This window comes from uncultured Moraxella sp. (assembly GCF_945873075.1).
In the GTDB taxonomy this organism is placed as follows: Bacteria; Pseudomonadota; Gammaproteobacteria; order Pseudomonadales; family Moraxellaceae; genus Moraxella.
Window position 1 is genome coordinate 67,907 of sequence record NZ_CAMCBS010000007.1, and the last position, 24,061, is coordinate 91,967.

The window sequence follows — 24,061 nt, forward strand, 5'->3', positions numbered from 1 at the left end:
TATGGCAAAGTCAAACAAACGCTTGCTTACTTTTATCATTCCGCTTGTCATCTTTATCGGATTGGTTATCATGCTATTTATGCGACTGGGCAAAGAAACTGATGTGCAGACCAGTCAGCTGGTGGGTAAGCCGTTGCCTGCTTTTAGCCTGCCGCTGCTGTCCGACCCTGCACGCACGATGACCAATAGTGATTTGCCAAAAGAGCCATTTTTGCTCAATGTATGGGGTTCATGGTGTCAGACTTGCTATGTTGAGCATCCATTTTTGATGGAGCTACACGCAAAAGGCGTACCGATGATTGGGGTGAATTATAAAGATGAACTTGCCAATGCGTTGGCTTATATTGACAAATACCAAAACCCATTTATCTACACCATCCAAGATTATGAAGGCAAATATGGCTTGGAATTGGGTCTGACAGGTGCACCTGAAAGTATGATTGTCGGCACCGATGGCGTGGTGTATAAGCACGTCTTGGGTGAAGTTGGTGAGAAAAATTGGCCAAGTCTGCAAGCGTGCATGACAAGTGTGGCTGATGAGTCATTGACCAAAGATGCTAAATTGGCAGCGTGCGAGTAGGAGTCCTAGATGAAATTAAATCACTCAATCATGGCGCTACTACTTGGCATGAGTATCAGTACGATGGCGATGGCAAGTATTGATATCTATGAATTTGATTCGCCACAACAAGAAGCGCAATATCGTGGGCTGATTGAAGAATTCCGCTGTCCAAAATGCCAAAACCAAAACTTAGCAGGCTCAGATGCACCCATCGCTCAAGACCTAAAACAAAAAACCTATGAAATGGTCAAAGACGGTCGCAGTGATACCGAGATTCGTAACTATATGTTTGAGCGTTATGGGGATTTTATCAGTTATAAACCCCCCGTGCGCCCATCGACTTGGATTTTGTGGTTTTTTCCGCCTGTGCTATTGGTGCTACTGATTCTAGGCTGGATTTATAAGGCTCGCAAAGGTCGCAGTCAGCTGTCAGCTGATGATACACAGGCCTTGAGTAGTAGCGAAGAAGCCAAGCTTGCCAAGATTTTGGCTCAGCATGGCGACAAGACTGATGACAAACAACAATACTAAGGGCGGTATATGACACAAAGTTTGGTTTTATTTTTTTCGTTGTGTGCTGTCTTGACGGTACTGTTGTCGCTGGTGGTGATTTTGCCTTGGATAAAGACAAAAAAAGCTACAGATAACCAGTTGATGTCGGTCAATGTCAAGGTCTTTGGCGAGCGTATCGCCGAGCTTGATGCAGACAAGGCGGCAGGGCTGATTGATGATACACATTATCAAGTACAAATCACCGAGCTAAAACGCCAGCTACTCGATGCACAGACAGTCGCCGAAAGCCATGCACCAGTCGGTGCAAAAGGTCGTGCCATTGTGATGATTTGGATACCGATTTTGGCGGCGGTGGCATATCTGACGACAGCTGACCGTACGCCTGTGTTTGCACTATGGCAAGCCCAAGATACGGTAGGGCAAGTGGCAGATGATTTATTGACCGGTAAGATTGATACACCACCTGAATGGGCGACCAAAGACTCAGCGGCGCTCATCTCTGCCATGCAGACCAATGTGCATCATCATGCCTATGATGCCAATCGCTGGATGCGTCTATCCGAGCTGTTTATGATGCTTGATGCCAAGCCACAAGCGATGGAAGCATTGGCACGAGCCAATCGTCTTGAGCCTGATAATGAAGAGATTGCACTGACATTTGCTCAGACTAATTTCTTTGTCAATGAAGGGCGTATGGATGATAAGGCGCGAAATGCCATCTTGAGCATCTTGCAAAAAGATCCAAAGCATGAAGGTGCGCTGATGATGATGGCAATGGGTGAGTCAAAAGCGGGTAACTTTAGCGAAGCTAAGGCATGGATTGCACGCCTACGCTCAAGCTTGGTGGCAAGTTCGGGTGACCGCTCTGAAGCCTTGGCAAGCCTTGATAAGCTTGTGGCAAATATCGATGCCCAAGAAGCACAAGTCGCTCAAGGTGTGGCGGTGACTGTCGCCATTAGCCCTGCGATGGCATCACAAATCAAGCCTGAAGATGTGCTGTTTGTGTCAATTGGCGAGCAGACAGGTGGTGCACCGTATGCGGTCAAGCGCCTATCAGCCAGTGAGCTAAGCGCCAATCAAGTGGTGGTGAGCTTGAGCGACCTAGATGCGATGATGCCATCACGCACACTCTCAAGTGGTCGTGCATCAGGCAAGGTCTTGGTGGTCAATGCACGCATCAGCAGCTCAGGCAATGCCATCGCTCAATCGGGTGATTTATCAGCCAATCCTGTGGTGCTTGATAAGCAGTCGGCGGTGTCCTTGACGATTTCTCAAGTCGTGCCATAATCTTGGTAATCCGATTAGATTACAGTAATTTGAGTATATTAACAAAAAACTTGCGCCAAATGGTGCAAGTTTTTTATTATTTATAACATATATTTATTATAAACTGCTAAGTTCACAAAAATCGCACACTTTATTAGATTTTGTCATAAAATTACTTGAACAATTTGGCATCGTGCTTTATAGTAGCTAGGGCAATCGGGCGACTATCCGCCATTCATGACAACATTCGGAGAATTATTATGATGCGTATCATTCTATTAGGCCCACCAGGTGCAGGCAAGGGCACTCAAGCACAGCTTATCTCAAAAGAGTTCGACATTCCACAAATCTCAACAGGGGATATGCTACGAGCTGCTATCAAAGAAGGCACGGAGCTTGGTAAGCTTGCCAAGAGCGTCATGGATGCAGGTCAGCTGGTGTCTGATGAGCTGATTATCAATTTGGTCAAAGAGCGTATCAGTCAGCCAGACTGTGCTAACGGCTGTATTTTTGATGGTTTTCCGCGTACGATTCCACAAGCAGAAGCACTAGCGGCAGCAGGCGTGGATATTGATTTTGTCATCGAAATCAGCGTGCCTGATGATGAGATTGTCAGCCGTATGTCAGGTCGCCGTGCGCACCTTGCATCGGGTCGTACTTATCATGTGGTGTATAACCCACCAAAAGTCGAAGGCGTCGATGATGTGACTGGTGAGCCACTGGTACAGCGTGATGATGACAAAGAAGAAGTCGTACGCGACCGTCTGTCAGTCTATCATGCACAGACTGCGACACTGATTGGTCATTATCAACAAGTTGCCCAATCAGGCGAGAACGCCCCTGCGTATCACGACTTTGATGGCACAAAAGCTATCGACACCGTGCGTGATGAGATTTTTGCGGTGCTAAAGAGTAAGTAACTCGCTCTTGTGATAACAGGATTTGACACACCATATGACATTGAGCTGATTTTAGGCTTGATGTAGTAATCATGAGTGGATATAGGGCCAAGCTTCTGTGCTATACAGGAGCTTGGTTTTTTTGTTGGTAGCTGACTATGTTGGATCTAGTGTGTGCCAGGACCTAAAATCAGCATCTTAACCAACCAAAAACCCAAATTTTCATTTGTCAAGTATAAATATTGTTAAAATTGTGCTGGAATAATAAGTTGTTCAAAAAATCGACATTTTTTGGATATGTTTACAAAACGATTTTATTTTTTGATACAATAAATAAGAAGTAGCCGAATAAAGTAACCAAGATTACTTTAGATAATGTTATAAATATACAGTTATTCATCAGTTTTATCAGATGCCTCCTTTCTGTGGATTTGTTCTACATTACAGGGGGATGAGGTGTGTTGTTACCAAAAGATTGAGAGCTTGGAATGAGAAATAGGCATACTGATAGCCCATTATCCGACTATGTCCGTCGCTGGTGTGCTCAGCACGGGATTAGCCTTGAAAGATTGGCGGAAAATGCAGGTATCGCCCGTGGGACGCTGTATCATATGCTCGACCCAAAAACGACACCAAAGATACCGCATCTACTGAGCTTGGCTAATGCTATGAGCGTGCATCATACGATTTTGTTCCGTCTGAAGTGGGCTGAGTTTGGTGTGCTCGAAGAGAAACCTTGCTTGGTGTCCGCTGGGCCAGCTCGCCAGCAGGGTGATGCCAGTGGCTTTATTGATGAGACTGTCCCTGATGGCTCTATCATCGCATCAGGCTCGACTTTTGAGAAATCATGGACACTACAAAATGTCGGTGATGTGGTATGGGAAGGGCGGTATTTGGTTTGTATCGACAGTGAGTTGGCTACAGATCATTATCCCAATGGTCAGCCTGCCAGTGATTATCAACTCAAGCCACATCACAGTGCCATCCCTATCCCGACGACTCATCCGGGTGAGATGGTGACCTTGACGGTGAAGTTCGATGCTCCTATGGTGGCAGGGCGTTATATCTCCTATTGGAAGATGGTGAATGCCGAAGGTGAGTTATGCTTCCCATCGATCGGGCATTGGTGCCTCGGTATCGATTCTTGTGCGATCGTTTGGGGTCAGTTTTTAGCTTTTTAGCTTTTGCTCATGGTGGTATGATAATAAAACCAAGCTTTGTCAGTAGCAGAGCTTGGTTTTTTTGTGCCAGTATTGGCCACTGATCCATGTCAACTTTTTGAACAACCATGTAACTATCGCTAATCATTCTCATTTAAGCCATTAAAACATCCCTGCACTCATGTTAAAATTTAACCAGTTTATGTAATTGTGTATTGCTAAACTGTATTTATGGTTTATGAAAAGGATCAGATATGAATCGTAGTTATCGTGTTATTTTTAATCGTGCTTTGGGTGTGTGGCAATGTGTTTCTGAAATCGCCAAAGCTCGTGGTAAATCATCAAGCAAAACAGTATTAGCACCTTTGGCTGTAGCAGTTGCTATGGCAAGTAGTCCTGCGATGGCAAAAGAGCTTATTATTAATTCGGATGAATATCATTCAGGTAGCACGACCTATAAACATAATGATGACAATATATTGGTAGCTAGCGAATATGACTCTCAAGCGACAGTCAGTCTTAGCAATGGTGCAACTGGAGCAATGACCGCTAAGGGTGACCATGCCAATGAAGAATATAAACATATTTCTATCGGTCTTAAAGGTAAAGGCACATTAAATATTGATAATGCTACCGTCCAATCAGCTGATAGCATCGAGTTGGGTGGCTATGCACGCACAGATAACGGTGTGGTAACAAAGCAAGCTGAGGGCGTGGTAAACGTCACCAATATGGGCAAGCTGAATGCAGATTGGTTTTTGCTTGTTGGCGCAGGTGGTATTGGTACGCTTAATATCAATAGTGGCTCATCAGCAAAGGCAACCGAAATCTATCTTGCAGCTGGTGATACCGGTCAAGGAACTGTTAATGTAGATGGCGCCAATTCCAAACTTGAAGCTAGTTTGATTACACTCGGTGCTGAGAAAGGGACAGGCACTCTAAATGTGAGTAATGACGCAACAGTCAATGCTGATATGATTATGGTGGGTGAGCTTGGACATGGTAAGCTACAAGTGACCAATGGCGCCAATCTTAATGTTAAAAATATTGCTCGCGCACCAGAAGCGCAGTCATCACACATCATCTTTGATGGTGCAGATATTCGTGTTATGGGTAATAATTTCTCGGGAGAGAAGTTTTTCTTGGATTTTACCCCCAATGACCGCATTGAAATCGGTGATGGTGGCTTGGAGTTTAACACCAATGGGTTTGATGTGACTATCAATCCAAATGCCGTCATTCGTAATATCAGTACCAAATCTGCTGATGAACAAGTTGGTTTTGTTAAGCGTGGTAAAGGTACACTTACTATGCACTTTAATAGTGCACATTTTGGTGATGTCTTAACTGTGCGCGATGGTGTATTGAAGATTACTGGCAAAGATTACACCATGAATGGCGAAGAATTGCGCATTGTTCTTACTGATGCTAATAACTACGGACAGCTCCTTTGGGAAGGCAAGCTAGATGTGAGCAAGGGTAAGCTCTCTGTCAAAGCCCGTGATGCTGTTCGTCAGCTTATCAATAGTAACACCGCTACCCAATGGAATGATGTGGTTAAGGCGACGACATTGAGCGGTCAGTTTGGGCAGTTTGATGTGGTGGATGATGACGGCACTACCATCCAAAATACAGGCATCAATCCTGTCTATGAGGGTAACAGCGTACATCTAAAATTGGTAGGCGTGACAAAACCAGTTCAGCCTACAGAGCCAACCAAACCTGTAGAGCCAGTAACGCCAGTTCAACCTACTCAGCCGGTAGAGCCGGTTCAGCCGACAGACCCATTCCCGTTCCATCCTGATTTCCCGCATTATCATGCGGTGCAAAAGACTCAGGCAACTGAATTGGGCAATCTTGCCAAAGCATTGGATACGGTGCTTACAGCAGACACCACACTTGGTGCGATTGTCAATTTGGCTGAAAATGCAGAAGATGCAACCAAGCCTGAACAAAATGCTGCAAACTTTGTGGCAAGCTTACAACCTGTGGTGAATGCCAAAGCTGCAAATATCATCCATGAGCAACAAAACATCGCCACGCAGTCAATCACTGATCGTATCTTTAATACTCGTACCAGTATTGCACAAGGTTCTGATGCAGACGGTCACTCAGTATTCAAGCGTAGCGAAGATTTGAGCAATCAAGTCTGGATTCAGGCGCTAGGCTATAGCCATCAGCTGGACAAAAAAGACCAGCTGGCAGGTTATGACGGCTCATCTTATGGCACTGTCATTGGTGTCGATGGTATGCTGACTGATAATCTGCGCATCGGTGGTGCGGTTGGCTACTCAAAAGGTGATTTGGATTCTGTAGGTGCAACCAAACAATCGCTCAAATCAGATACCACCCAAGGCTATCTGTATGCTGATTATGCAGCGAGCGAAGAGACGCATCTAAATGGCTTTGTGAGCTATGGCACATCCAATATCAAGACGGAGCGTGATGTCACCTTGGCAAGCACTACTCAAGTTGCAAAAGCGGACTATGATAGCAGCATCAGCCAAGCTGGTTTTGGTATTGACCATCGTATCGGTTCTGAGCACAATCATGTATCGCCATACTTCCAAGTACGCTTCACTCAAGTGCAAACAGATGCCTATGCAGAAACTGGGCTATCTCAGAATCTGAGTGGCTTGCATTATAAATCAGATAAGCAAAAATACCATACCTTGCGCCATACCGCAGGTGTGCATTTCGCTAAAGCGTTGGCGAATAATGTGCAGTTGACAGGTCATCTGGCAGGTCATTATGACCAATCATCGAATGATCGTGTATTGATGGCGTTTGAAGGTCAGCCTGAACAGCTGTTCGATGCCAATGTACGCAAAGCTGAGAAATTGGCAGGCTCGGCAGGTCTAGGCTTGCGCTTCCAACCTAGTCAAGCACTGGAGCTGGGTGCGCAGTATTCGGGCGAGTTCCGCAAAGATCAACAAGATCATGGCGCGGTACTACAGCTGAAATATAAGTTCTAATCCAATTGATCACCACAACCAAAGGCAGGCTTTGTGCTTGCCTTTGGTTTTTTTTGTTTGTAGAGTTAATCGGGCTTAAACAGACTTAATCAGACCGTTGCTCAAGATGTGCATACAAAATCTTGCGCAGTTGTAGGATGGTTTTTGGGTTTTCGTGGATATTATGACTGCCTGTGATGATGGTCTCGCTGGTTGCGCCATCTAGGTGCGAACTGCTATACGGCACGATACCATCAGAGATTTTGTCACCGACGCTATCGCCTGCTTGATGGATGCCTTTGTTATCCCCCATGATGGTGTGATATGCTACCTTTGGGTGAATTTGCACATCTTTGGTCAGTGCCACAAACGATGAGCGATCTGATAGCTGACTTGCACCATTTTGTAGATATAACGAACCCAGCACGCTGTTATCATCTTCACCCAGATTCATCAGCGTATTACCGACCATTTGGGTGAGATCAAGTGGTAAGTGAATGATGCGTCGTGCTGCACGAGTGAACCAGCGATCGGCATAATCCGTCCCACGAAACGGCGCAGACAAAAACACCGCCGTATCTACCTGCGGCAGGGCATTGAGCGTGAACCGCTGTTCGAGTGCTTGTTTTTGAGCATAGCTCATTTGGTTGTACAGTTTGCGTTGGTCTTTACTTTCTAGCTGTTGTAGCTTGGGCATCAGCTTATCATCGGACACCATCAGTCGTGAGATGACACCGCCCATGCTATGCCCAATCAAGATGGCATTATGACTGGCTACATCATCACCTGTCGGATCGACACTGGCAAAGCTGTGCTCAATGAGCTTAGCGATTTGGTAGCGATTTTCTAAAATGGGTAAGTTGGTCGAATACGCAATTTGCCACACCTGATAGCGTTCGTTCAGCTCGGGGTCGGATAGCAGTGTATTGGTAAGATTGACCCACGTTGCAGGACTAGATGCCAAGCCATGTAGCATGATGACGACTTTTTGGTTGGGGTCATAAGGCTCAAGCATGAACAGTTGTGGTAGGGCAATGCTGTCTTTTTTGGCAAGCATATTTAGGATGCTAAGCTGTTTAAGCTGATTTTCAGACAGCCATAGCGCATAGCCTGCCGAGAAATTAGCCGATAGTGGATACTGCTTGCCCAAAACTTCAATACTTTTATGCTGTCTTGGGTCAAATTGATAAGCATAAAAATCATGGCTATTTAGCACTTCATCAATGTTATCACCTTTTGGTAGGATTAGTGCTGTGACGAGCATATGTCCTAGCTGATGGATCCGGGCATCGTATTGTGGATTGTTGGGGCTAGGCACTGGCTTATCGGTATGATTGCCAAGCTTGTCAGTGATATTGACAGTGTAGCGATCATGAAATGAACCAACAAAACTCACCCCTAAGCCAGAGCGCCGCGAGCTGATATCAAGCTTGGCAAGTCTGGTGTCATAGGCTGAAATCATCTCAGAAAAAGTCGCTTCACGAGATTGAGCGATTTTCCCCAAAAAATCAGGATGATTTTCGATGTGTAATATCAGGCTTTGGTCACCTTGAGCTTGTTTTGTGGTGATTTTTGCAAGTAGTGCTTGATGATAGATGGGATCAAGAGTAGGGTTTGAAAGTGGATAATGCTGAATCGTCGCATCCAAAAAAATCCCTTTATCTTGGCGATATAGCTGTGCAATGATGCCGTTAATCGCAAGATGGTATAAATCCTGAGTGCGTACATCGGTCTCATCGACGAATGCAGCTGTCCGCTCAGTGTGTGTCAATTCTGGATAAAAGATATATGCATAGCTATACTTGATGGTCTGATACAATGCGTCACGATACTCTTGTATGCACGAAAGCTGAAGCTGCTTTCTTTGTTGTAGCTCTTGTGGGCTTGGTGGCTGATTGGTGTAATATTCATCGATAGGCGGTCTATCAAGCTCGGTACGGCACTCATCACGAGCGGCGAGCTGCTCAGCATGGGCGTAGTAGAGTTCAGCAAAGGTACTCAATAGGCGCTTTTGATCGGCGGCAAGCAGACTGTGGTCAATGCTACTCAAACAAGCGTCAAGATCGGCAAGACAGCTATCTTGATTAAATCCTGATGATAGTAACACCGAACGAGTTTGTGAGCTGACGGTACTGCTGGTCACGATGCTACTGCGATTTTGTTCAAGCACTTTAGCAGGGACATGATTGGCAGTGTGTAAGCCGCTACAACTTGTTAAAACTAAAGTGCCAATGGCAACAGCCAAAGTGCGAACGCTTTTCATAAAATCACCATCTTAAAAGTGCATAAAATCCGCATAGCACGCCATGCGGATTTTAAGTGGTTTATCAAGGATGATTATTGCTCGATAGATTTGATATTCAAATTGTTATCAGCAATACTCCAAATATAGAAGTTGCCACTTTCGACTAGGCGAATTTGTTCAGCGATTTGTGCATTGTTTGGATTTTTGGCAGCCAAGTCACGCAAGCGCTTTAGTGCTGCACTCTTATTATCGCTCAAAAGATCAGCTTGGGCAATACTTTGTTCAGCTTCCACAAAACCAAGTGATGCTGCCTTATCCAAGTATTTACGACCTTCTTTGAATGCGCCAGTTTCTGATAGCATCATACCAAGTAGGAAGTTTGCTTCTGCATTATTTGGATCAACTTGTAGTGCTTTTTGCATGTGTGCTGATGCACGCAATGTGTAATCCGTGCCGATGTTCATATTGCGAGCCATGCCATTGATTTTGGCGGCACGCAGAAGCACATCGATTGATGCATCTGGTGCAGTCGCCAGTGGCTCAATCCAGTCTGATAGATACTTAATATTTTCTTTGGCAACATATTCAGCGGTGCGTGATGGGAAGTTGGTTGGGTAGTGACGAGCATTTGGGGCGATGTCGTCCAAGAACTCATCCATCAAGGTGACATCCATCATCACAGATGCTGATTTGTTGGCAGGTACAAGCACGGTTGGGATGGTTTTTAGATCACTGATTGCGACGGTTGGTGCAGGTAGACCACGAACTGGACTTTTCAGCTGATTTGGCAAGCCTGCGTGGTTGATACCTTGAGTCAGCTCACCGCGTAGGCGTGGGCTTTGGGTGGCAGCTTGTGCGGTGGTAGTTGCGATGATGGCAGTAGCCAATAGTCCAAGAGCAATTTTTTTCATAGATACATCCAAATAAGTGAATTGAAAAATTTTAAGAATCATAACAGATTTTTGGGTGATTTGGGGTAAATTTTTTTCAATGGATTTGCATAAATTGTTGTGATTTTGTTGCACAGCATTATCGCTAACCAAGTAGCGGCTCACCATCAGTATTGATTGGCAGACTATCTTTGTAGCGCATGAGTTTTTTGAACAATACCATGCCAAAAATCAGATTAATCACCCCAACTGTCAAAAATAGCTGACCCAAATCCAAGCCAAGTAAGGTCAAAATCACGATGGCAAAGATGGCAGAGATGACCATATAAATCGCATTGAAGATATTATTGGCACCGACAACGCGTGAACGATGCTCAACTGGTGCATAAGCTTGCATGCTAGTATATAGTGGTACGATGTACAAGCCGCCACAGACACCAAGCATAAATAGCTCAATAAATACCGCTAATACACCATCGACTTCTAGTAGCTCGCTGACGCTAAATGGCAGAGTGCTTGGGCTGATGTGTACTTGAGAAAGTGAGAAATATAGCGCCACAGCAAAGATGCTCAAGCCTGCGATACCGATGGGTAATAGGCGAAAACTGACTTGGTTTTTGGTCAGTGTTTTGCATAATAACGAGCCGACTGCCGTACCGACAGAAAATAGCGTCAATAAAAACACCACCACGGACTCATCGCCGTGTAGCACAACTTTGGTGACTTCGGGGACTTGGGTCAAAAAAGTCGCCCCATAGAACCAAAACCAGCTATTGCCCATGATAATAAAAAATAGCAGTGGTAAGCTGTGTAGATATCTGACGATAGAGAAGCTTGTGCGAAAGATATTCCAATCGATGCGTAAGTCAGAGGCATGAACGACGGTTATGGGGATTTGGCGAGCAGCTAAATAGCCAAGTAGTGAGACGGTGATTAGCACAGCGCTAAGCCAATATTCTGAAAAATACAGCTGAGTCAGCACACCTGCTGTCATCATACCGATCAAGATAGCAAGGCTAGTACTGGTCTGAAATAGCCCATTAGCACCGACCAATTCGTCTTTATGCATCGCTTCAGGCAGATAGGCGTATTTGATTGGACCAAAAAAAGTTGATTGGGTGCCAGTCATAAATAATGCCAAAAAAAGCAACCAATAAATCTCATAAATCAGACCAATGGCAGCAACGATCATGATGATGATTTCGATCAGCTTGATCCAACGAGTCAGCCAAGATTTTTCATATTTATCAGCGATTTGTCCTGCCAGTGCAGAAAACAGAAAAAATGGCAATATAAATAGCAATGCAGCAAGATTGTTAAGCAAGCTGACTTCCATGCCAAGCTTAACAGCGGCTGAATAGGTCAGCATCAAAATCAATGCTTGTTTAAAGACATTATCATTAAACGCCCCAAAAAATTGGGTAAAAAACATTGAGTTAAACGCACGGCGACGAAATAAAGTAAGCTGACTTGCCATAAAAAAGTATTCTGCAAAATGGGTGTGGTTTGGCTTTGATGGCATTTTGTGTTACAGTGTCGCTTAATCTGCGATCAGCGCCCAAAATACGCCAAAAGTTTGGGATTTAATGCCTGCCAAGCCTTGAAATTTTGTTATAATAACAAAAATCACTGCGGTTGATTGTAACTTTTGTTATGATTTTAACCATTTTGGACAATAAATATTCAAATATATCATTGACATTAGATGATTTTTATGAGTGTGTTATGATTAAGCCATCAAAACAGTCGTGCTGCCGATTTCGACCATCCTTATTATGGATGGCCTGCTTGCCTTTGATGGTGCAATCAACCATGGCGATGCAGGCTGACTCAGCAAGTGATACCGATAATATAGCCACGCAAGCAGCCGAACAGCAACCACTGACGCTACTAACGCCAGCACAGATTGATGCTAGGCTCACTGTAGCGCGCCAACAAGCTGTCGCTGCCATCAGTGCTAATGCTACAACTGAAACAACGACACCCGTTTCGCAAATAGGCACAGATCAAGTGCCGCTTGGTCTGGATGTGGCGACATCGGGGTTTGTTGTGACGCCCGATAATAGAACAACACTTGGCTATGATGACCAAGAAGGCATCAATCCAGATGCGTATATCCCTGAATATGTGCATAGTGATAGCACACCCACTCAAGCGGTGGTGACGCAGGATGCGCCTAAGCAGCCCAATGTCTTACGCCGTGCTTATGATAAGCTATTTAATGATGGGGTGAGTAAAGTTCCCCGCCTAAAAGTGCATTTTTTGCAGGCGGATACTGCTAATGGGCAGGGGAATAATGTCCCAACTGAGCTCAAACGCGGTGATATCAAGCAAGAACCCTATCAAAATATCAAAGCAGCACTCGAAGACATCACGGTTGATTCTGTGGCGGACTTTCAAGGATCGGTAGCTCGTCTAAGACAGACGGCGCATGCAGCAGCTCGTGCGGTGGGGTATTATAATGTCGATTTAAGCATCACCAAAAAAGCCAGTGGCGAGATCAATGTCATCATCAATGACATCGGTGAGCCTGTACGAGTGGATAATCGTGCGCTAGAAGTGCGTGGCGATGGCGCAACCAATCCTGATTATCAGCGAATCGTCAATTCTTCCGCCATGCAACCAGGCGATATTTTTGATCATGGTCAGTATGAAGCCAGTAAATTCGCCATTGAAGATGTCAGTGGCGAGCAAGGGTTCTTGGATGGTAAATGGCTCAATAAATCCGTGGATGTGATTTTGCCTGATAATATTGCCGATGTTAGCTTGGTCTATGATACAGGGGTGCAATATCAGTTTGATAATGTGGTATTTTTTACGATGGATCCTACCACAAAACAGCTGACTACCGATCCGAATAAGTTGCCTGTTAAGCCAGAATTGCTCAAAAAACTATTGACCTTTGAGATGGGCGACGCCTACAACCGCCAGGCGGTCAGACAGCTGTCGAATGATTTGCTTGCAACAGGTTATTTTAATGCGGTCAATACCGAGTCTGTATATCCTGAGCACCAAGCTGCCAATCAAGTTGGATTTGAGTCCATGGCTGATGCAGGTAGCGAGCCTGTGACGCAGACGGTGGATTTGGGCGGTGGTATGACTGCTGAGATTGCACCGATTGAATTTAGCGCTTCAGAAGCAATTAAGGATAAATTATCACAAATTAGCCTAAAAGCGACAGCATTATATAATCTGCCAGATGATCGAGTCCTGCCATCTGACACGGCAGATACCAACAAATCAATCTTGGGGCGTATCAGTGATGCGGTGAGTAATGTCGTCAAGGCGGTGCTACCCGATGAGACCAAAGACGAAGGCGTGCCGTTTGATTTGGCGGAGGATGGTAAGCGACCTGAGCTTGCAGACAAAAAAACACCCAATCAAGTTTATGCAGACAAAAAAGTCCCCCTATATGTCTTTGTGGCATCAGACAAGCCGCGCGATGGACAAATTGGTCTGGGGTGGGGTTCAGACACTGGCGCACGCCTGATCTCAAAATTTGAGCACAATCTCATCAACCGTGATGGCTATCAAGCAGGTGTTGAGCTGCGATTGTCTCAAGACAAAAAAGGTGCTAAGCTGTATGGCTCTCGTCCATTGACCCATCCGCTCAATGATAAATTGCAGGCAAGTCTTGGATATGAAGAAGAAGTTATCGCCCAAGCAGGTGCTGAAGATTTGTCCACTCGCACACTAGAGCAGGGTATTAGCCGCAATATTATCACAAAAAATGGCTGGAATCGTACCTATTCACTGCGCTATCGCATGGATGAGCTGGAGAGTAAGGCGCCACAGGATACTTGGCAGGACTTGCCCGTGGACTATGTCGCAGGGGGTGTTAGCCAAGAAGCGCTCTTAGCAGGGGTTGCGCTCAATAAAACTGTAGCTGATGACTTGGTGAATCCAATGCGTGGCTATCGGCAGTACTACTCACTAGAGGTCGGCTCAGGCAATATGGTCAGTGAGACGGATATGGCGATAGCACGAGCAGGCATTAGCGGCGTATATAGCTTTGGGGACAATACTTATGGCAAAGATCGTGCGCATCAGCTCGTGGCAGGTTTGGACGCAGGCTATATTTGGGCGGATGAGTTTGACAAAGTACCGTATAAGCTAAGATTTTTTGCAGGGGGCGACCAAAGCATCCGTGGCTATAACTATAACAGCTTATCGCCTGTGTCAAGTGCGGGCTATCTGACAGGCGGTCAAGCCTTAGCAGTGGGTAGTCTTGAGTATAATTATGAAGTGATGAAGGATTTGCGCTTAGCGGTATTTACTGATATCGGTAATGCCTATGACAAAAACTTTAATAACGATACCAAAATCGGCGCAGGCGTGGGCGTGCGATGGGCATCACCAGTGGGACAGCTTCGGGTGGATGTCGCGACAGGGGTCAAAGAAGAAGGCACGCCGATTAAGTTGCACTTTTTTATTGGTTCACCTTTTTAGATGAATCGGTTACAATGTGCTTTGATGACTTAAGTTAAGGATTTTTATGGCAAATCAACCTATCCTACCGACTGATAATCAGACGCTTAGTGCTGATTTGGGGGATGATTTTGCCAAAAATTCTAGCAATATCTCCAATCCATCACCAAATCAGTTAACTAGCCCAAACAATTCAAACAATCCAAACGAGCCAAATCCACCAAAGCGTACTTGGCTTGTGTATTTACTGCGTCTTATCATCACCACGATGGTGGCGGTGATGATTTTGCTACTGGCTTTGTTGTATGCCGCAGGGACAGAGAGTGGTACAAAATTTTTGGTCGAAAAAATCGCCACCGAAACCGGCACGACGCTCAAATACAGTCAGGGTAATCTGCGTGATGGTCTGTGGGTCAGCGATGTCAAAATCGCACAAGGCGAAGACATCACCGTCCATGTCAATAAAGCCTACATTCAGCTGGGATGGCGAGCTGTTTTGGCACGCCAAGTACATCTGGTCAATCCCGATATTGACACTATCGAAGTGGTGAACAAAAAACCACCAACTGGCGAGCCGTTTGATTATGCGACCATCAGTCTGCCTGTGACTTTGCACCTTGAAAATGCCAAAGTCAAGCAAGTCCGCTATCTACAAACCGACGCCAAGCCTGTGATTTTGCACGATATTAGCGTGACAGATGCCAAGTGGTCAGGCTCAAAGATTGCGCTTGAACAAGCGGCACTTGGCTATGATGACACCTTGAGCGTTGCCAATGCCACAGGGCAGATTGACTTATCGGGTGATTATCCACTTGATGCCACAGCCGATGTACATATCAAGGCGCTTGATGATGTGTATTTTGACACACTGTCTGTCAAAGCAGGTGGCTCGCTCAAGCGTACCACAGGGACAGTGACCAGCAAATACAATCAGCATGACATCACAGGTAGCTTTATTGCGCAGGGCTTGGATGATAATTCTCCATTTAGCGCCAAGCTTGACTTTGACCATGTGCTACTACCGTATGCCGAAGAGCAAAACATCACACTGTTCAATGGCACTATCACTGCCGATGGCGTGGTGTCAAATATCGAATTACGCATCAATACCGACCTAAACGCCAAAGACATACCGTCTGGTCGGTATCGTGGTCGTGGCGTGGTGCGTGATGGCGGTATGGATATTGATTTTTTGAGTGCAAGCACGCCCAGCGGTGAGCTGACAGCTCGTGGCAAGATGGAGTGGTCAGATGAATTTGAGCTGGATGCGACCATCACAGGACAAGGCTTTAAAGTCCGTGAAGTCATGCCGATTGAGTACAAAGATTATCAAGCCTATCTGCCACAGACTTTGACAGGGTCGCTTGGGGTCAAATATCGCTTACTTGATAAGGCGAGCAATGACACCCGATTTGAATTTGACCTAGCACAGCGTGATGGTGAAACGGTGCACGCCACCCTTGCCCAGAACCAATCCAAATCTGATGTGCCGTGGCGTATCGATGCCAGCTGGGCAAATCTGCGCCGTAGCCAAGTCCCGCAGATTGGCGAGATTGACAGTCGTCAAGGCAACGCCAGTATCCGCCTAGAAGAAGGGCGTACCTTTATCACGGCAAGTGCTGATATCACAAAGCTCAACGCTGCCCCAAGTGGTCGCTATACGCTCAATGCCAATATCGAAAAAGGCGAAACGGTTAATTTAACTGATTTTCAATATCAAGGCGGTATGGGTAAGCTTGTTGGCACAGGTCAGCTTAAATTTGCTACCACAACCACGCCTTTGACTTGGCAGATTGATGCTACCGTAAGCCCAATCAAGCCCAATGCCTATTTTGATACGCCAGAGCAGACACCATTTAGCCAAATCGCAGGGCGTATCATCGCCACAGGGCGAATGCGAGATGAAAAGGGTGTGGGCGTCCATGAGATTGATATCAAAGATAGCGATTTGACGGCGAAAATGCTGACAGGCGAGACAGTGCAGTTATCGGGTCAAGGTGATGCCATCATCCGCCTAAAAGATAGCCAAATCAATCACTTAAGTGCCAAATTTGATGGTCATCTTAGCCAAAACTATCTGCCCGAACTCACCAAATCTGCCATCGGTGTCACTGTCGCAGGCGATTTGAATACGCTTGAGTTTAGCCGTGCGGTGCTAACCAATGACTCAGGCAAAGTATCATTGGCAGGTAAGCTTGGTCTGGCTGATGGTATTAGCTGGGATATGGCGGGTAGATTGGATGAAGTCAATACCGCCAAATTTGTCAAAGACAGCAATCTAATTGCGACCATCACAGGCGATGTGTCATCACAGGGTAAATACAGCGCAGGCAAGCTTGGTGATGTTACGCTCAAATTCGACGGCAGTGTGCTAAACAAAAACCTACCAACAGGCACGGTGGCGATTGACGCTAAGGGCAATGGCTCAAAGTTTGTGGTCAATCGCTTTAGCCATCAAGGGCAGGCAGGCAAGCTTGATGCCACCGGTTGGCTGGATTTGTCAAACGGCGTGGCATGGCAGCTGGATGCGGATATGGCATCGCTGAATTTGGGCGCATTTGTCAAACAGCTTAGCACGGATATGACGGGCAAGGTGCGTATTGGTGGCGATTGGGGCAGTAGCGTGCAGATTGTCCGAGTGGATGATTTGAATTTGACAGGACAGTTCAATGGGCGAGAGCTTAACGCCACAGGCTCGCTGTATGCCGAGCTTGCTTTGCCAAAAGATTTGCAAGGCTATATCAATCGTATCAAGGCGGCAAGCCATCGCCCCCGCTCAAAAGATGAGCTATTGAGCTTGCGTAGCCGTATCGACGCCAATGCTCGCCAAACCCAAAGCATCATCAAAAAACTCAATGCCGATAATCTTAAAGTGCAAATTGGCGAAAATTATCTTGCCATCACAGGCGATGAATCTCAGCTGACCACGAGTGTGAATATTGTTGATTTGGGGCAGATTGTCGATAAGACAGCAGGCGCTATCCAAGGCGGTATTATCTTGATTAATGATGATAATGCCTTGCCGACTTTGTACATTGATATGGCGGCATCAGGGGTGCGTGCGCCAAGCCTAGTTATCCAAAATGCCCAAGTCATCGGCAAGGTCATCAATCTTGGTAATACCGACAGTCAGCTACTCATGCAGGGCAATGACATCATTGTCATGGGTAAGGTCATCAAATCGGCTCGCGTGGATTTTTCGGGAACAGAAAGCAACCATGTACTGTCTGTTGCTACCAAAAGCGGGGATATCGAAGCCAGTAGCAAGGTACAAGGCTCATTTGACCGTAACACCATGAAATACACAGGCGTGCTGTCTGATAGTAGCATCAAGAGCCGATTTGGGGTGATGGCACAGCGTCAGCCGACCGAGTTTAGCTATGGGATGAATGACAGTAGCGTGTATGTCGCACCGCATTGCTGGCAGACGGCTCGCTCATCTGATGCAGGCATGGGCGTGATTTGCCTACAAGATACGCTCAGCTACACGCCGACATCAGGCAATGTCAATGTAGTTATCCAAAATCTTGACACCCAAGTATTCTCAGCGGCACTACCAAGCGATATCGAATGGCAGTCATTGCTCAATGGCCGTGCTAAGGTCAGTTGGCAAAAAGGCAGCGAGCCTGTCGTGGATGCAGTGCTGTACTCTGACGATGGACGACTGGGGCTGACATCGGATGATACGGGCTATGTCGAGATGCCGTACAAGCGATTCTCGCTGATTGCCCAAAGTGTCGCTAAAGGGCTAAAAATCCGCACCGATGTCTCAGGCGTGGCAGGTCAAGGCTATGCTGATGTCATCATCAATCCGTATCAAGACACCAAGCCAATCTCAGGTGCGCTGGTGATGAATGATATGAATTTGGCGGTACTCAGACCATTTTTCCCAAATCTGCAAGCACTGACAGGCAAGGTCAGTCTTGCTGGGGGCTTGGGTGGTACTTTGACTAAGCCATTATTCTATGGCAATGCCAATCTTGATAAAGGTTCGCTTGCGATTGTCGGCGTGCCAATGGTGCTGACCGACATCAATGCCACCATGAATATTCGTGGTACAAGTGCCGAGCTGACCGGTGGCTTTAATAGTGGTGATGGCAAAGGCGTACTCACAGGCGGACTGGATTGGTCTCAAGAAATCCAAGCCAAGCTTGGTATCTCAGGCGAAAATCTCGCGGTCAATCAGCCACCGCTTGTGGTCTCGCAAATCAGCCCTGACCTTGAGATTATCGTCAAGCCATTATCCAAATATGTCGATGTTCAAGGCGTGGTCAGCATCCCGACAGCGACCATCCGCCCACCTGAGACGACAGCGACCATCGTCAGCGAGTCGCCTGATGTGACCGTGCTTGACCGCCGTATCTCGGGCAATGTCGATAAAATCCTTGCCAAAGTTGAGCCGTGGAGTATCAATGCTAATATCGGTGTGGATTTGGGCAAAAATGTCGAGTTTCGTGGCTTTGGGGCAACTTTGCCACTGGCAGGTGCGCTACATTTGACACAGTCAGGTCAAGGGGCAATGCAGGCGCTGGGCGTGGTGCAGGTTTCCAAGCGTACCAAGATTGACGGCATTGGGCAAAATCTTGAGCTTAATTATGCTCAAATCCGCTTTAATGGCGATTTGCTCAATCCACGCCTATCCATCGAAGGCGAAAAACAAATCGAAGGTCAAACCATCGGTCTGCGTATTCGTGGTACAGTAAATGCCCCCGAAATCGTGGTATTCAACGATGCAGGCCTAACCGAACAGCAAGCGATGAATGCGCTCGTCACAGGGCGTATCAGTGAATCAAACGACTCTCAAATCACCGAACAGGGCTTTCGCTCACAAGTCACCAATCAGCTTGCGGCAGCAGGCTTAAGTCTTGGCTTGTCAGGCACTCGCAATCTGACCAACCAAATCGGTCAAGCGCTAGGGCTACAGAGTCTCACCATCGATGCATCAGGCAACTCAAGCGACACCAATGTCAATGTCACCGGCTACATCACGCCTGATTTGTACATTCGCTATGGCGTGGGTGTGTTCAATGCCGAATCAAGCCTATCGATGCGTTATCAGCTGACCCGCCGAGTCTATGTCGAAGCAACCAGCGCCGCCGAGAACATGGTGGATGTGATTTATCGTTGGAAATTCTAATAAATTTCAATGGCTTGTATTGATTTATTAGAAATAGCCAAACCAAACGATGACAAAGCAAAAACCCAAAAAGCACCATCGAATGACAGTGCTTTTTGGGTTTTGGAGAAAGCTGTTAAATTGTCGTTAATTAGTGGTTTAAATTAGTTCGAACCATCATCAAGCGACAATTTGGTTTTAAAATTATGGTTTGACAAATTATTTGGTCAAAATCAAGCGGTTATTGCGAGTTAGACGCAGGCGATATTCTTCACCTTGATGCTCGATACGGACTTCCTTAGTCATGGCAAATAGATTTTGTGAATACAGCGTCGGTAGGCGAGTGCTTTCACGATTGCTGAAGTAGCGAGCGATGGTCATAGTCATGGCGATTTTCCTTTTATTGACGGGTGATGGGTGGTTATCCCAAGCCGTAAGCTAATACTGATGAACATAAATTGCGTCGAGCGCATCAATGATGATTATTGCTTGCATAATTTGCAAATAGCTAGTTTGTGAAATCATCTATCAAATGCTATTTGTTATTAAACAATAATAATTATCATTTGTGTTTATGATAGCAGATTTTTGATAAATTGCAAATTTAAATCACCAAAATTGGCAAAATTTATCAAAAAAGTTTATAACCAATTGAATTAATTACAATTATCATTATGAATACCCATCAAACAACCCCCAAAGATAACCCCATTATCCGTGTCGCTGTGGCGGTGATTCGCTATCAGGATGAATTTTTGCTCGCTATGCGTCAAGCACATCAGCATCAAGGCGGTAAGCTTGAGTTCGTCGGTGGCAAGATAGAACAGGGCGAATTGGCAGAGCTTGCACTCATCCGAGAAGTGGGCGAAGAAATCGGACTTGTGTTACAAACCGACCAGTTGGTTCGTTTTGGTGTGATTGTCCATGATTATACGGATAAGTCTGTTGAATTATACATTTATCAAGTACATCTAACCAATGCACAGTACCACGCATTTCGCTATCGCACGCACGGCTGTGAGAATCAAGCACTACACTGGCTAAGCATGGATGAGCTACTGATGAGTGGCGAGCGTTTACCTGCGGCGAATGTGCGGATTTTAGATTGGCTGACGCTTGCTGACAAGCTGATTATTTCGCACGGTTTGTCGCACTTTGGTACGATAGATGAGTTTGTGCAGTATTATGTAGCTCATCTACCCAATCAAGCTTGGTTCTATCTACGCCCACAGAGTGATGTGGCGGTGGCAAGACAGCTGTATCAAGCCATCGGCACGCACCGCACTGACATTCGTATGGTGATCAAAGATGACTTATATCTGGCGTACCGTGATGAATTTGATGGTATAAACAGTGCCGTGATGGTCAAATTATCCGCACAGACTTTGAGTAAGTGTGTGGATATGCAGGGGCGGATGACGGATTTTGCACAGCGTTTGCCAACAGGCTTACCAAAGGATTTACCGCTACTTGTTGGTGTCCATGATACGCATGAAGCGATGCTTGCCAATCACTTGGCACGCCATGCCCGTGTCATCGGTGCGATGGTGTCGCCTGTGAAGATGACCCAAAGCCATCCAACTGTGCAGGTGCTGGGCTGGCAGGGATTTGGCGAGTTGGCAGGGCGATTGAGTATGCCTGCGATTGCTTTGGGTGGGCTTGATTTATCGGATGAGCGGACGGCTTGCGAAAATGGTGCGGTGGCGATTGCAGGGATTCGTGGGATGATGGCTGGGTGATAATGATGGAAAACCATTAAATCAACCGCAATTTGCCCAAAATATATACAATTTGCACATCATTAACATTAATTTAATAAATATCGTCATTTTTTAAATTGATTAAAATTGCGTCGGCAGTCATTTTGTTTTACAATCTTGTCGATTAAGCAATTTTTTTTATGCCGATGATGTGCCAAATCGCATTATCGGTTCTCCCAAACTGATTTTATCATTGAAAAAAGGTGGCAATATGTCTGCTAATCTGTACCAATCTCATCTGGCGACTCGCCAAGCCCAAGAAGCAACCGCAGCCAAGCTTATCGCAGCGTTGAGCCTGCTTGCAGCAAAAGATGTAACCGTTTCATTCTTTGGTGAGCGTGTGGCACTATCGGTCGCCAAAGTGCTAGCACTGCACGACCAGCATGGTGTGGATGTGGCAGCGTCATTGGCACTGGCAGAAAGCCTAGTCGCTCAAGGCAACACCACCGCTCGTATCGACTTAGGTCAAGCCATCAAAGCAGGCAAATCAGCAGCGGACTTCGCCCAAGGCACAGCGGCAGCGACAGATGTCGTGCTATACGGCTTTGGTCGTATCGGTCGCATCCTAGCGCGCCTATTGATGAGCCGTCCTGCATCATCAGCAGGCCTACAGCTCAAAGCCATCGTCGTGCGTCCGGCAGGCGAAGGCGACCTTGCCAAGCGTGCAAGCCTACTTGAGCGTGACTCAGTGCATGGCTGGTTCGACGGTAGCGTGAGAATTGACGAAGCCAATAACGGTATCATCGCCAATGGCCGCTTTATCCAAGTCATCTATGCAGCTGACCCAAGCGAAATCGACTACACCGCCTATGGTATCGATAATGCACTGGTCATCGACAACACCGGTAAATGGAAAGATGAAGCAGGTCTAGGCAAGCACCTAGCATCAAAAGGCGTGGCAAAAGTGCTACTAACCGCACCTGCCAAAGGCGACATCAAAAATGTGGTCTATGGTGTGAACCACAGCACCATCGGCGATGACAAAATCGTCTCAGCCGCCAGCTGCACCACCAACGCCATCACCCCAACACTAAAAGTCCTACACGATGCCTTTGGTGTGGTCAATGGTCATATGGAAACCGTTCACGCATTCACCAATGACCAAAATCTCGTGGACAACTACCACAAAGCCGACCGCCGTGGTCGTGCTGCACCACTTAACATGGTGATGACCAGCACAGGTGCAGCATCAGCGGTATCAAAAGCCATCCCAGAGCTTAAAGGCAAGCTATCAGGCAACGCCATCCGTGTACCGACGCCAAATGTGTCATTGGCTATTTTGAACCTAAACTTCGAAAAAGAAGTGGGTACAGCTGATGAGCTAAACGCCTTTATGAAGGCTGTCGCCCAAAGCGAACAATGGCAAGAGCAAATCAACTACTCAGATTCACCTGAAGCGGTTTCAACAGACTTCGTTGGTTCTGAAAAAGTCGCCATCTTTGATGCCAAAGCCACCATCGCCAGCGGCAACCGTGCGACCATGTACATCTGGTACGATAACGAAATGGGCTATAGCACCCAAGTTATCCGTGTCGCCGAAGAAATGGCAGGCGTGCGTTACTAATCATCAGTCTTACTGATTGATATAACCACCAAATGGCTAAAGCTGTTTGGTGGTTTTCATGGTTAATAGGAATAACAATGAAGCAAAGTTTATCTCCACCACGCTTATTGTCCGAGTGCGAATTGCGATTGATTAAGTATTTGCTTGGTATGTGCCAACTTCCATTTAAGCTAGATTTGCCAATTTCACAAACTTTTGTCGTGGAATTGCTTGATGATGGCGGTATGGGGTCAATGCAATTTTTGCGTGAGTGTCGTCACAAGCGATTGTATGGTAAGCCATTAATCGAAGTTACAACTTTTGATACAGATGGTAGAAAGGTATTTTTGGAATTATCAGTTGATGAAGATGGTTATCTTTATGAGTTAGATAGTTTTACGACTGATTTTAAAGCTTTAAAAGCCCCATTGGGAACTACATTTATCTTTGAAGATATTTTTATTTATGAATAAGGAATTTGGGGGATTGATAAAATGATGGTTTTTAATGATGATATGTATGAGCTTTAATCGCGAGCGGGAGAACAAATTGTTGACTTGTATGACATGGATAAATTCATTCAACCGGTTCTTATTTATATATCGGATGATGTCAAAAATTTGATTGAGTAAATTGTGTGCATCATTATCATACTCAACCACCAAACCCAATTTGGTGGTTTTGCTTTGTCTGCTCAATAATCCCCCAAAACCTGCCAAACTGTG

15 protein-coding genes are annotated in these 24,061 nt (G+C 46.0%); 11 read left to right on the forward strand and 4 right to left on the reverse strand.

Annotated features, from left to right (window positions below; translation table 11 throughout):
• Window position 1: 1 nt before the first annotated feature.
• The 6 genes from Q0N89_RS03900 (at window position 2) to Q0N89_RS03925 (ending at window position 7,375) form a co-directional block, all read left to right on the forward strand.
• A complete protein-coding gene (locus Q0N89_RS03900; RefSeq protein WP_294033572.1) occupies window positions 2–580 on the forward strand; it encodes a DsbE family thiol:disulfide interchange protein in 579 nt (192 codons plus the stop codon).
• A gap of 9 nt (window positions 581–589) precedes the next feature.
• Window positions 590–1,093, forward strand: a complete 504-nt coding sequence (locus Q0N89_RS03905) for a cytochrome c-type biogenesis protein (RefSeq protein WP_294033574.1) — start codon at window positions 590–592, stop codon at window positions 1,091–1,093.
• 9 nt (window positions 1,094–1,102) lie between these two features.
• On the forward strand, window positions 1,103–2,362 hold the full coding sequence (gene ccmI, locus Q0N89_RS03910; protein WP_294033576.1) for a c-type cytochrome biogenesis protein CcmI: 1,260 nt from the start codon (window positions 1,103–1,105) through the stop codon (window positions 2,360–2,362).
• A 242-nt stretch (window positions 2,363–2,604) separates the two neighbouring features.
• Window positions 2,605–3,261 carry an adenylate kinase gene (adk, locus tag Q0N89_RS03915; RefSeq protein ID WP_294033601.1) on the forward strand — a complete coding sequence of 219 codons (657 nt, stop codon included), beginning with the start codon at window positions 2,605–2,607 and terminating at the stop codon, window positions 3,259–3,261.
• A 467-nt stretch (window positions 3,262–3,728) separates the two neighbouring features.
• Window positions 3,729–4,421 (forward strand): NBR1-Ig-like domain-containing protein, encoded by a 693-nt coding sequence (locus tag Q0N89_RS03920; protein ID WP_294033578.1) that lies wholly within the window; start codon window positions 3,729–3,731, stop codon window positions 4,419–4,421.
• Between the two features lie 233 nt (window positions 4,422–4,654).
• A complete protein-coding gene (locus tag Q0N89_RS03925; protein ID WP_294033580.1) occupies window positions 4,655–7,375 on the forward strand; it encodes an autotransporter domain-containing protein in 2,721 nt (906 codons plus the stop codon).
• 85 nt (window positions 7,376–7,460) lie between these two features.
• On the opposite strand, the gene Q0N89_RS03930 is transcribed toward Q0N89_RS03925, so the two are convergent.
• From Q0N89_RS03930 to Q0N89_RS03940, 3 genes are all read right to left on the reverse strand, one after another.
• Window positions 7,461–9,617, reverse strand: a complete 2,157-nt coding sequence (locus Q0N89_RS03930; RefSeq protein ID WP_294033582.1) for an alpha/beta hydrolase — start codon at window positions 9,615–9,617, stop codon at window positions 7,461–7,463.
• A 74-nt stretch (window positions 9,618–9,691) separates the two neighbouring features.
• The gene (locus tag Q0N89_RS03935) at window positions 9,692–10,510 is read right to left on the reverse strand and encodes a hypothetical protein (protein WP_294033584.1); all 819 of its coding nucleotides are present in this window, start codon (window positions 10,508–10,510) and stop codon (window positions 9,692–9,694) included.
• Window positions 10,511–10,634: 124 nt separating this feature from the next.
• Complete coding sequence (locus tag Q0N89_RS03940; protein WP_294033586.1) at window positions 10,635–11,966, reverse strand: MFS transporter; 1,332 nt, start codon at window positions 11,964–11,966, stop codon at window positions 10,635–10,637.
• A gap of 320 nt (window positions 11,967–12,286) precedes the next feature.
• Between Q0N89_RS03940 and Q0N89_RS03945 the strand changes: the two genes are divergently transcribed.
• On the forward strand, window positions 12,287–14,938 hold the full coding sequence (locus Q0N89_RS03945) for an autotransporter assembly complex family protein (RefSeq protein ID WP_294033588.1): 2,652 nt from the start codon (window positions 12,287–12,289) through the stop codon (window positions 14,936–14,938).
• 46 nt (window positions 14,939–14,984) lie between these two features.
• A complete protein-coding gene (locus Q0N89_RS03950) occupies window positions 14,985–20,054 on the forward strand; it encodes a translocation/assembly module TamB domain-containing protein (RefSeq protein WP_294033590.1) in 5,070 nt (1,689 codons plus the stop codon).
• Window positions 20,055–20,252: 198 nt separating this feature from the next.
• Here Q0N89_RS03950 and hemP read toward each other — a convergent pair whose 3' ends face one another.
• The gene (hemP, locus tag Q0N89_RS03955) at window positions 20,253–20,414 is read right to left on the reverse strand and encodes a hemin uptake protein HemP (protein WP_228143766.1); all 162 of its coding nucleotides are present in this window, start codon (window positions 20,412–20,414) and stop codon (window positions 20,253–20,255) included.
• Between the two features lie 293 nt (window positions 20,415–20,707).
• On the opposite strand from hemP, the gene Q0N89_RS03960 reads away from it, so the two are divergent.
• From Q0N89_RS03960 to Q0N89_RS03970, 3 genes are all read left to right on the forward strand, one after another.
• The gene (locus Q0N89_RS03960; RefSeq protein ID WP_294033592.1) at window positions 20,708–21,772 is read left to right on the forward strand and encodes an NUDIX domain-containing protein; all 1,065 of its coding nucleotides are present in this window, start codon (window positions 20,708–20,710) and stop codon (window positions 21,770–21,772) included.
• A gap of 232 nt (window positions 21,773–22,004) precedes the next feature.
• Window positions 22,005–23,357, forward strand: a complete 1,353-nt coding sequence (locus tag Q0N89_RS03965; protein ID WP_294033594.1) for a glyceraldehyde-3-phosphate dehydrogenase — start codon at window positions 22,005–22,007, stop codon at window positions 23,355–23,357.
• 77 nt (window positions 23,358–23,434) lie between these two features.
• A complete protein-coding gene (locus Q0N89_RS03970) occupies window positions 23,435–23,809 on the forward strand; it encodes a hypothetical protein (protein ID WP_294033596.1) in 375 nt (124 codons plus the stop codon).
• Window positions 23,810–24,061 lie beyond the last annotated feature (252 nt).

Excerpts from the sequence above, each read along its gene's own strand:
- Q0N89_RS03970 (WP_294033596.1), top strand. The coding sequence starts at position 23,435 with ATGAAGCAAAGTTTATCTCCACCACGCTTATTGTCCGAGTGCGAATTG.
- Q0N89_RS03905 (WP_294033574.1), top strand. The coding sequence starts at position 590 with ATGAAATTAAATCACTCAATCATGGCGCTACTACTTGGCATGAGTATC.
- Q0N89_RS03920 (WP_294033578.1), top strand. The coding sequence starts at position 3,729 with ATGAGAAATAGGCATACTGATAGCCCATTATCCGACTATGTCCGTCGC.
- adk (WP_294033601.1), top strand. The coding sequence starts at position 2,605 with ATGCGTATCATTCTATTAGGCCCACCAGGTGCAGGCAAGGGCACTCAA.
- Q0N89_RS03945 (WP_294033588.1), top strand. The coding sequence starts at position 12,287 with ATGGTGCAATCAACCATGGCGATGCAGGCTGACTCAGCAAGTGATACC.
- Q0N89_RS03950 (WP_294033590.1), top strand. The coding sequence starts at position 14,985 with ATGGCAAATCAACCTATCCTACCGACTGATAATCAGACGCTTAGTGCT.
- Q0N89_RS03960 (WP_294033592.1), top strand. The coding sequence starts at position 20,708 with ATGAATACCCATCAAACAACCCCCAAAGATAACCCCATTATCCGTGTC.
- Q0N89_RS03965 (WP_294033594.1), top strand. The coding sequence starts at position 22,005 with ATGTCTGCTAATCTGTACCAATCTCATCTGGCGACTCGCCAAGCCCAA.
- Q0N89_RS03935 (WP_294033584.1), bottom strand. The coding sequence starts at position 10,510 with ATGAAAAAAATTGCTCTTGGACTATTGGCTACTGCCATCATCGCAACT.
- Q0N89_RS03900 (WP_294033572.1), top strand. The coding sequence starts at position 2 with ATGGCAAAGTCAAACAAACGCTTGCTTACTTTTATCATTCCGCTTGTC.
- ccmI (WP_294033576.1), top strand. The coding sequence starts at position 1,103 with ATGACACAAAGTTTGGTTTTATTTTTTTCGTTGTGTGCTGTCTTGACG.
- Q0N89_RS03925 (WP_294033580.1), top strand. The coding sequence starts at position 4,655 with ATGAATCGTAGTTATCGTGTTATTTTTAATCGTGCTTTGGGTGTGTGG.
- Q0N89_RS03940 (WP_294033586.1), bottom strand. The coding sequence starts at position 11,966 with ATGGCAAGTCAGCTTACTTTATTTCGTCGCCGTGCGTTTAACTCAATG.
- hemP (WP_228143766.1), bottom strand. The coding sequence starts at position 20,414 with ATGACCATCGCTCGCTACTTCAGCAATCGTGAAAGCACTCGCCTACCG.
- Q0N89_RS03930 (WP_294033582.1), bottom strand. The coding sequence starts at position 9,617 with ATGAAAAGCGTTCGCACTTTGGCTGTTGCCATTGGCACTTTAGTTTTA.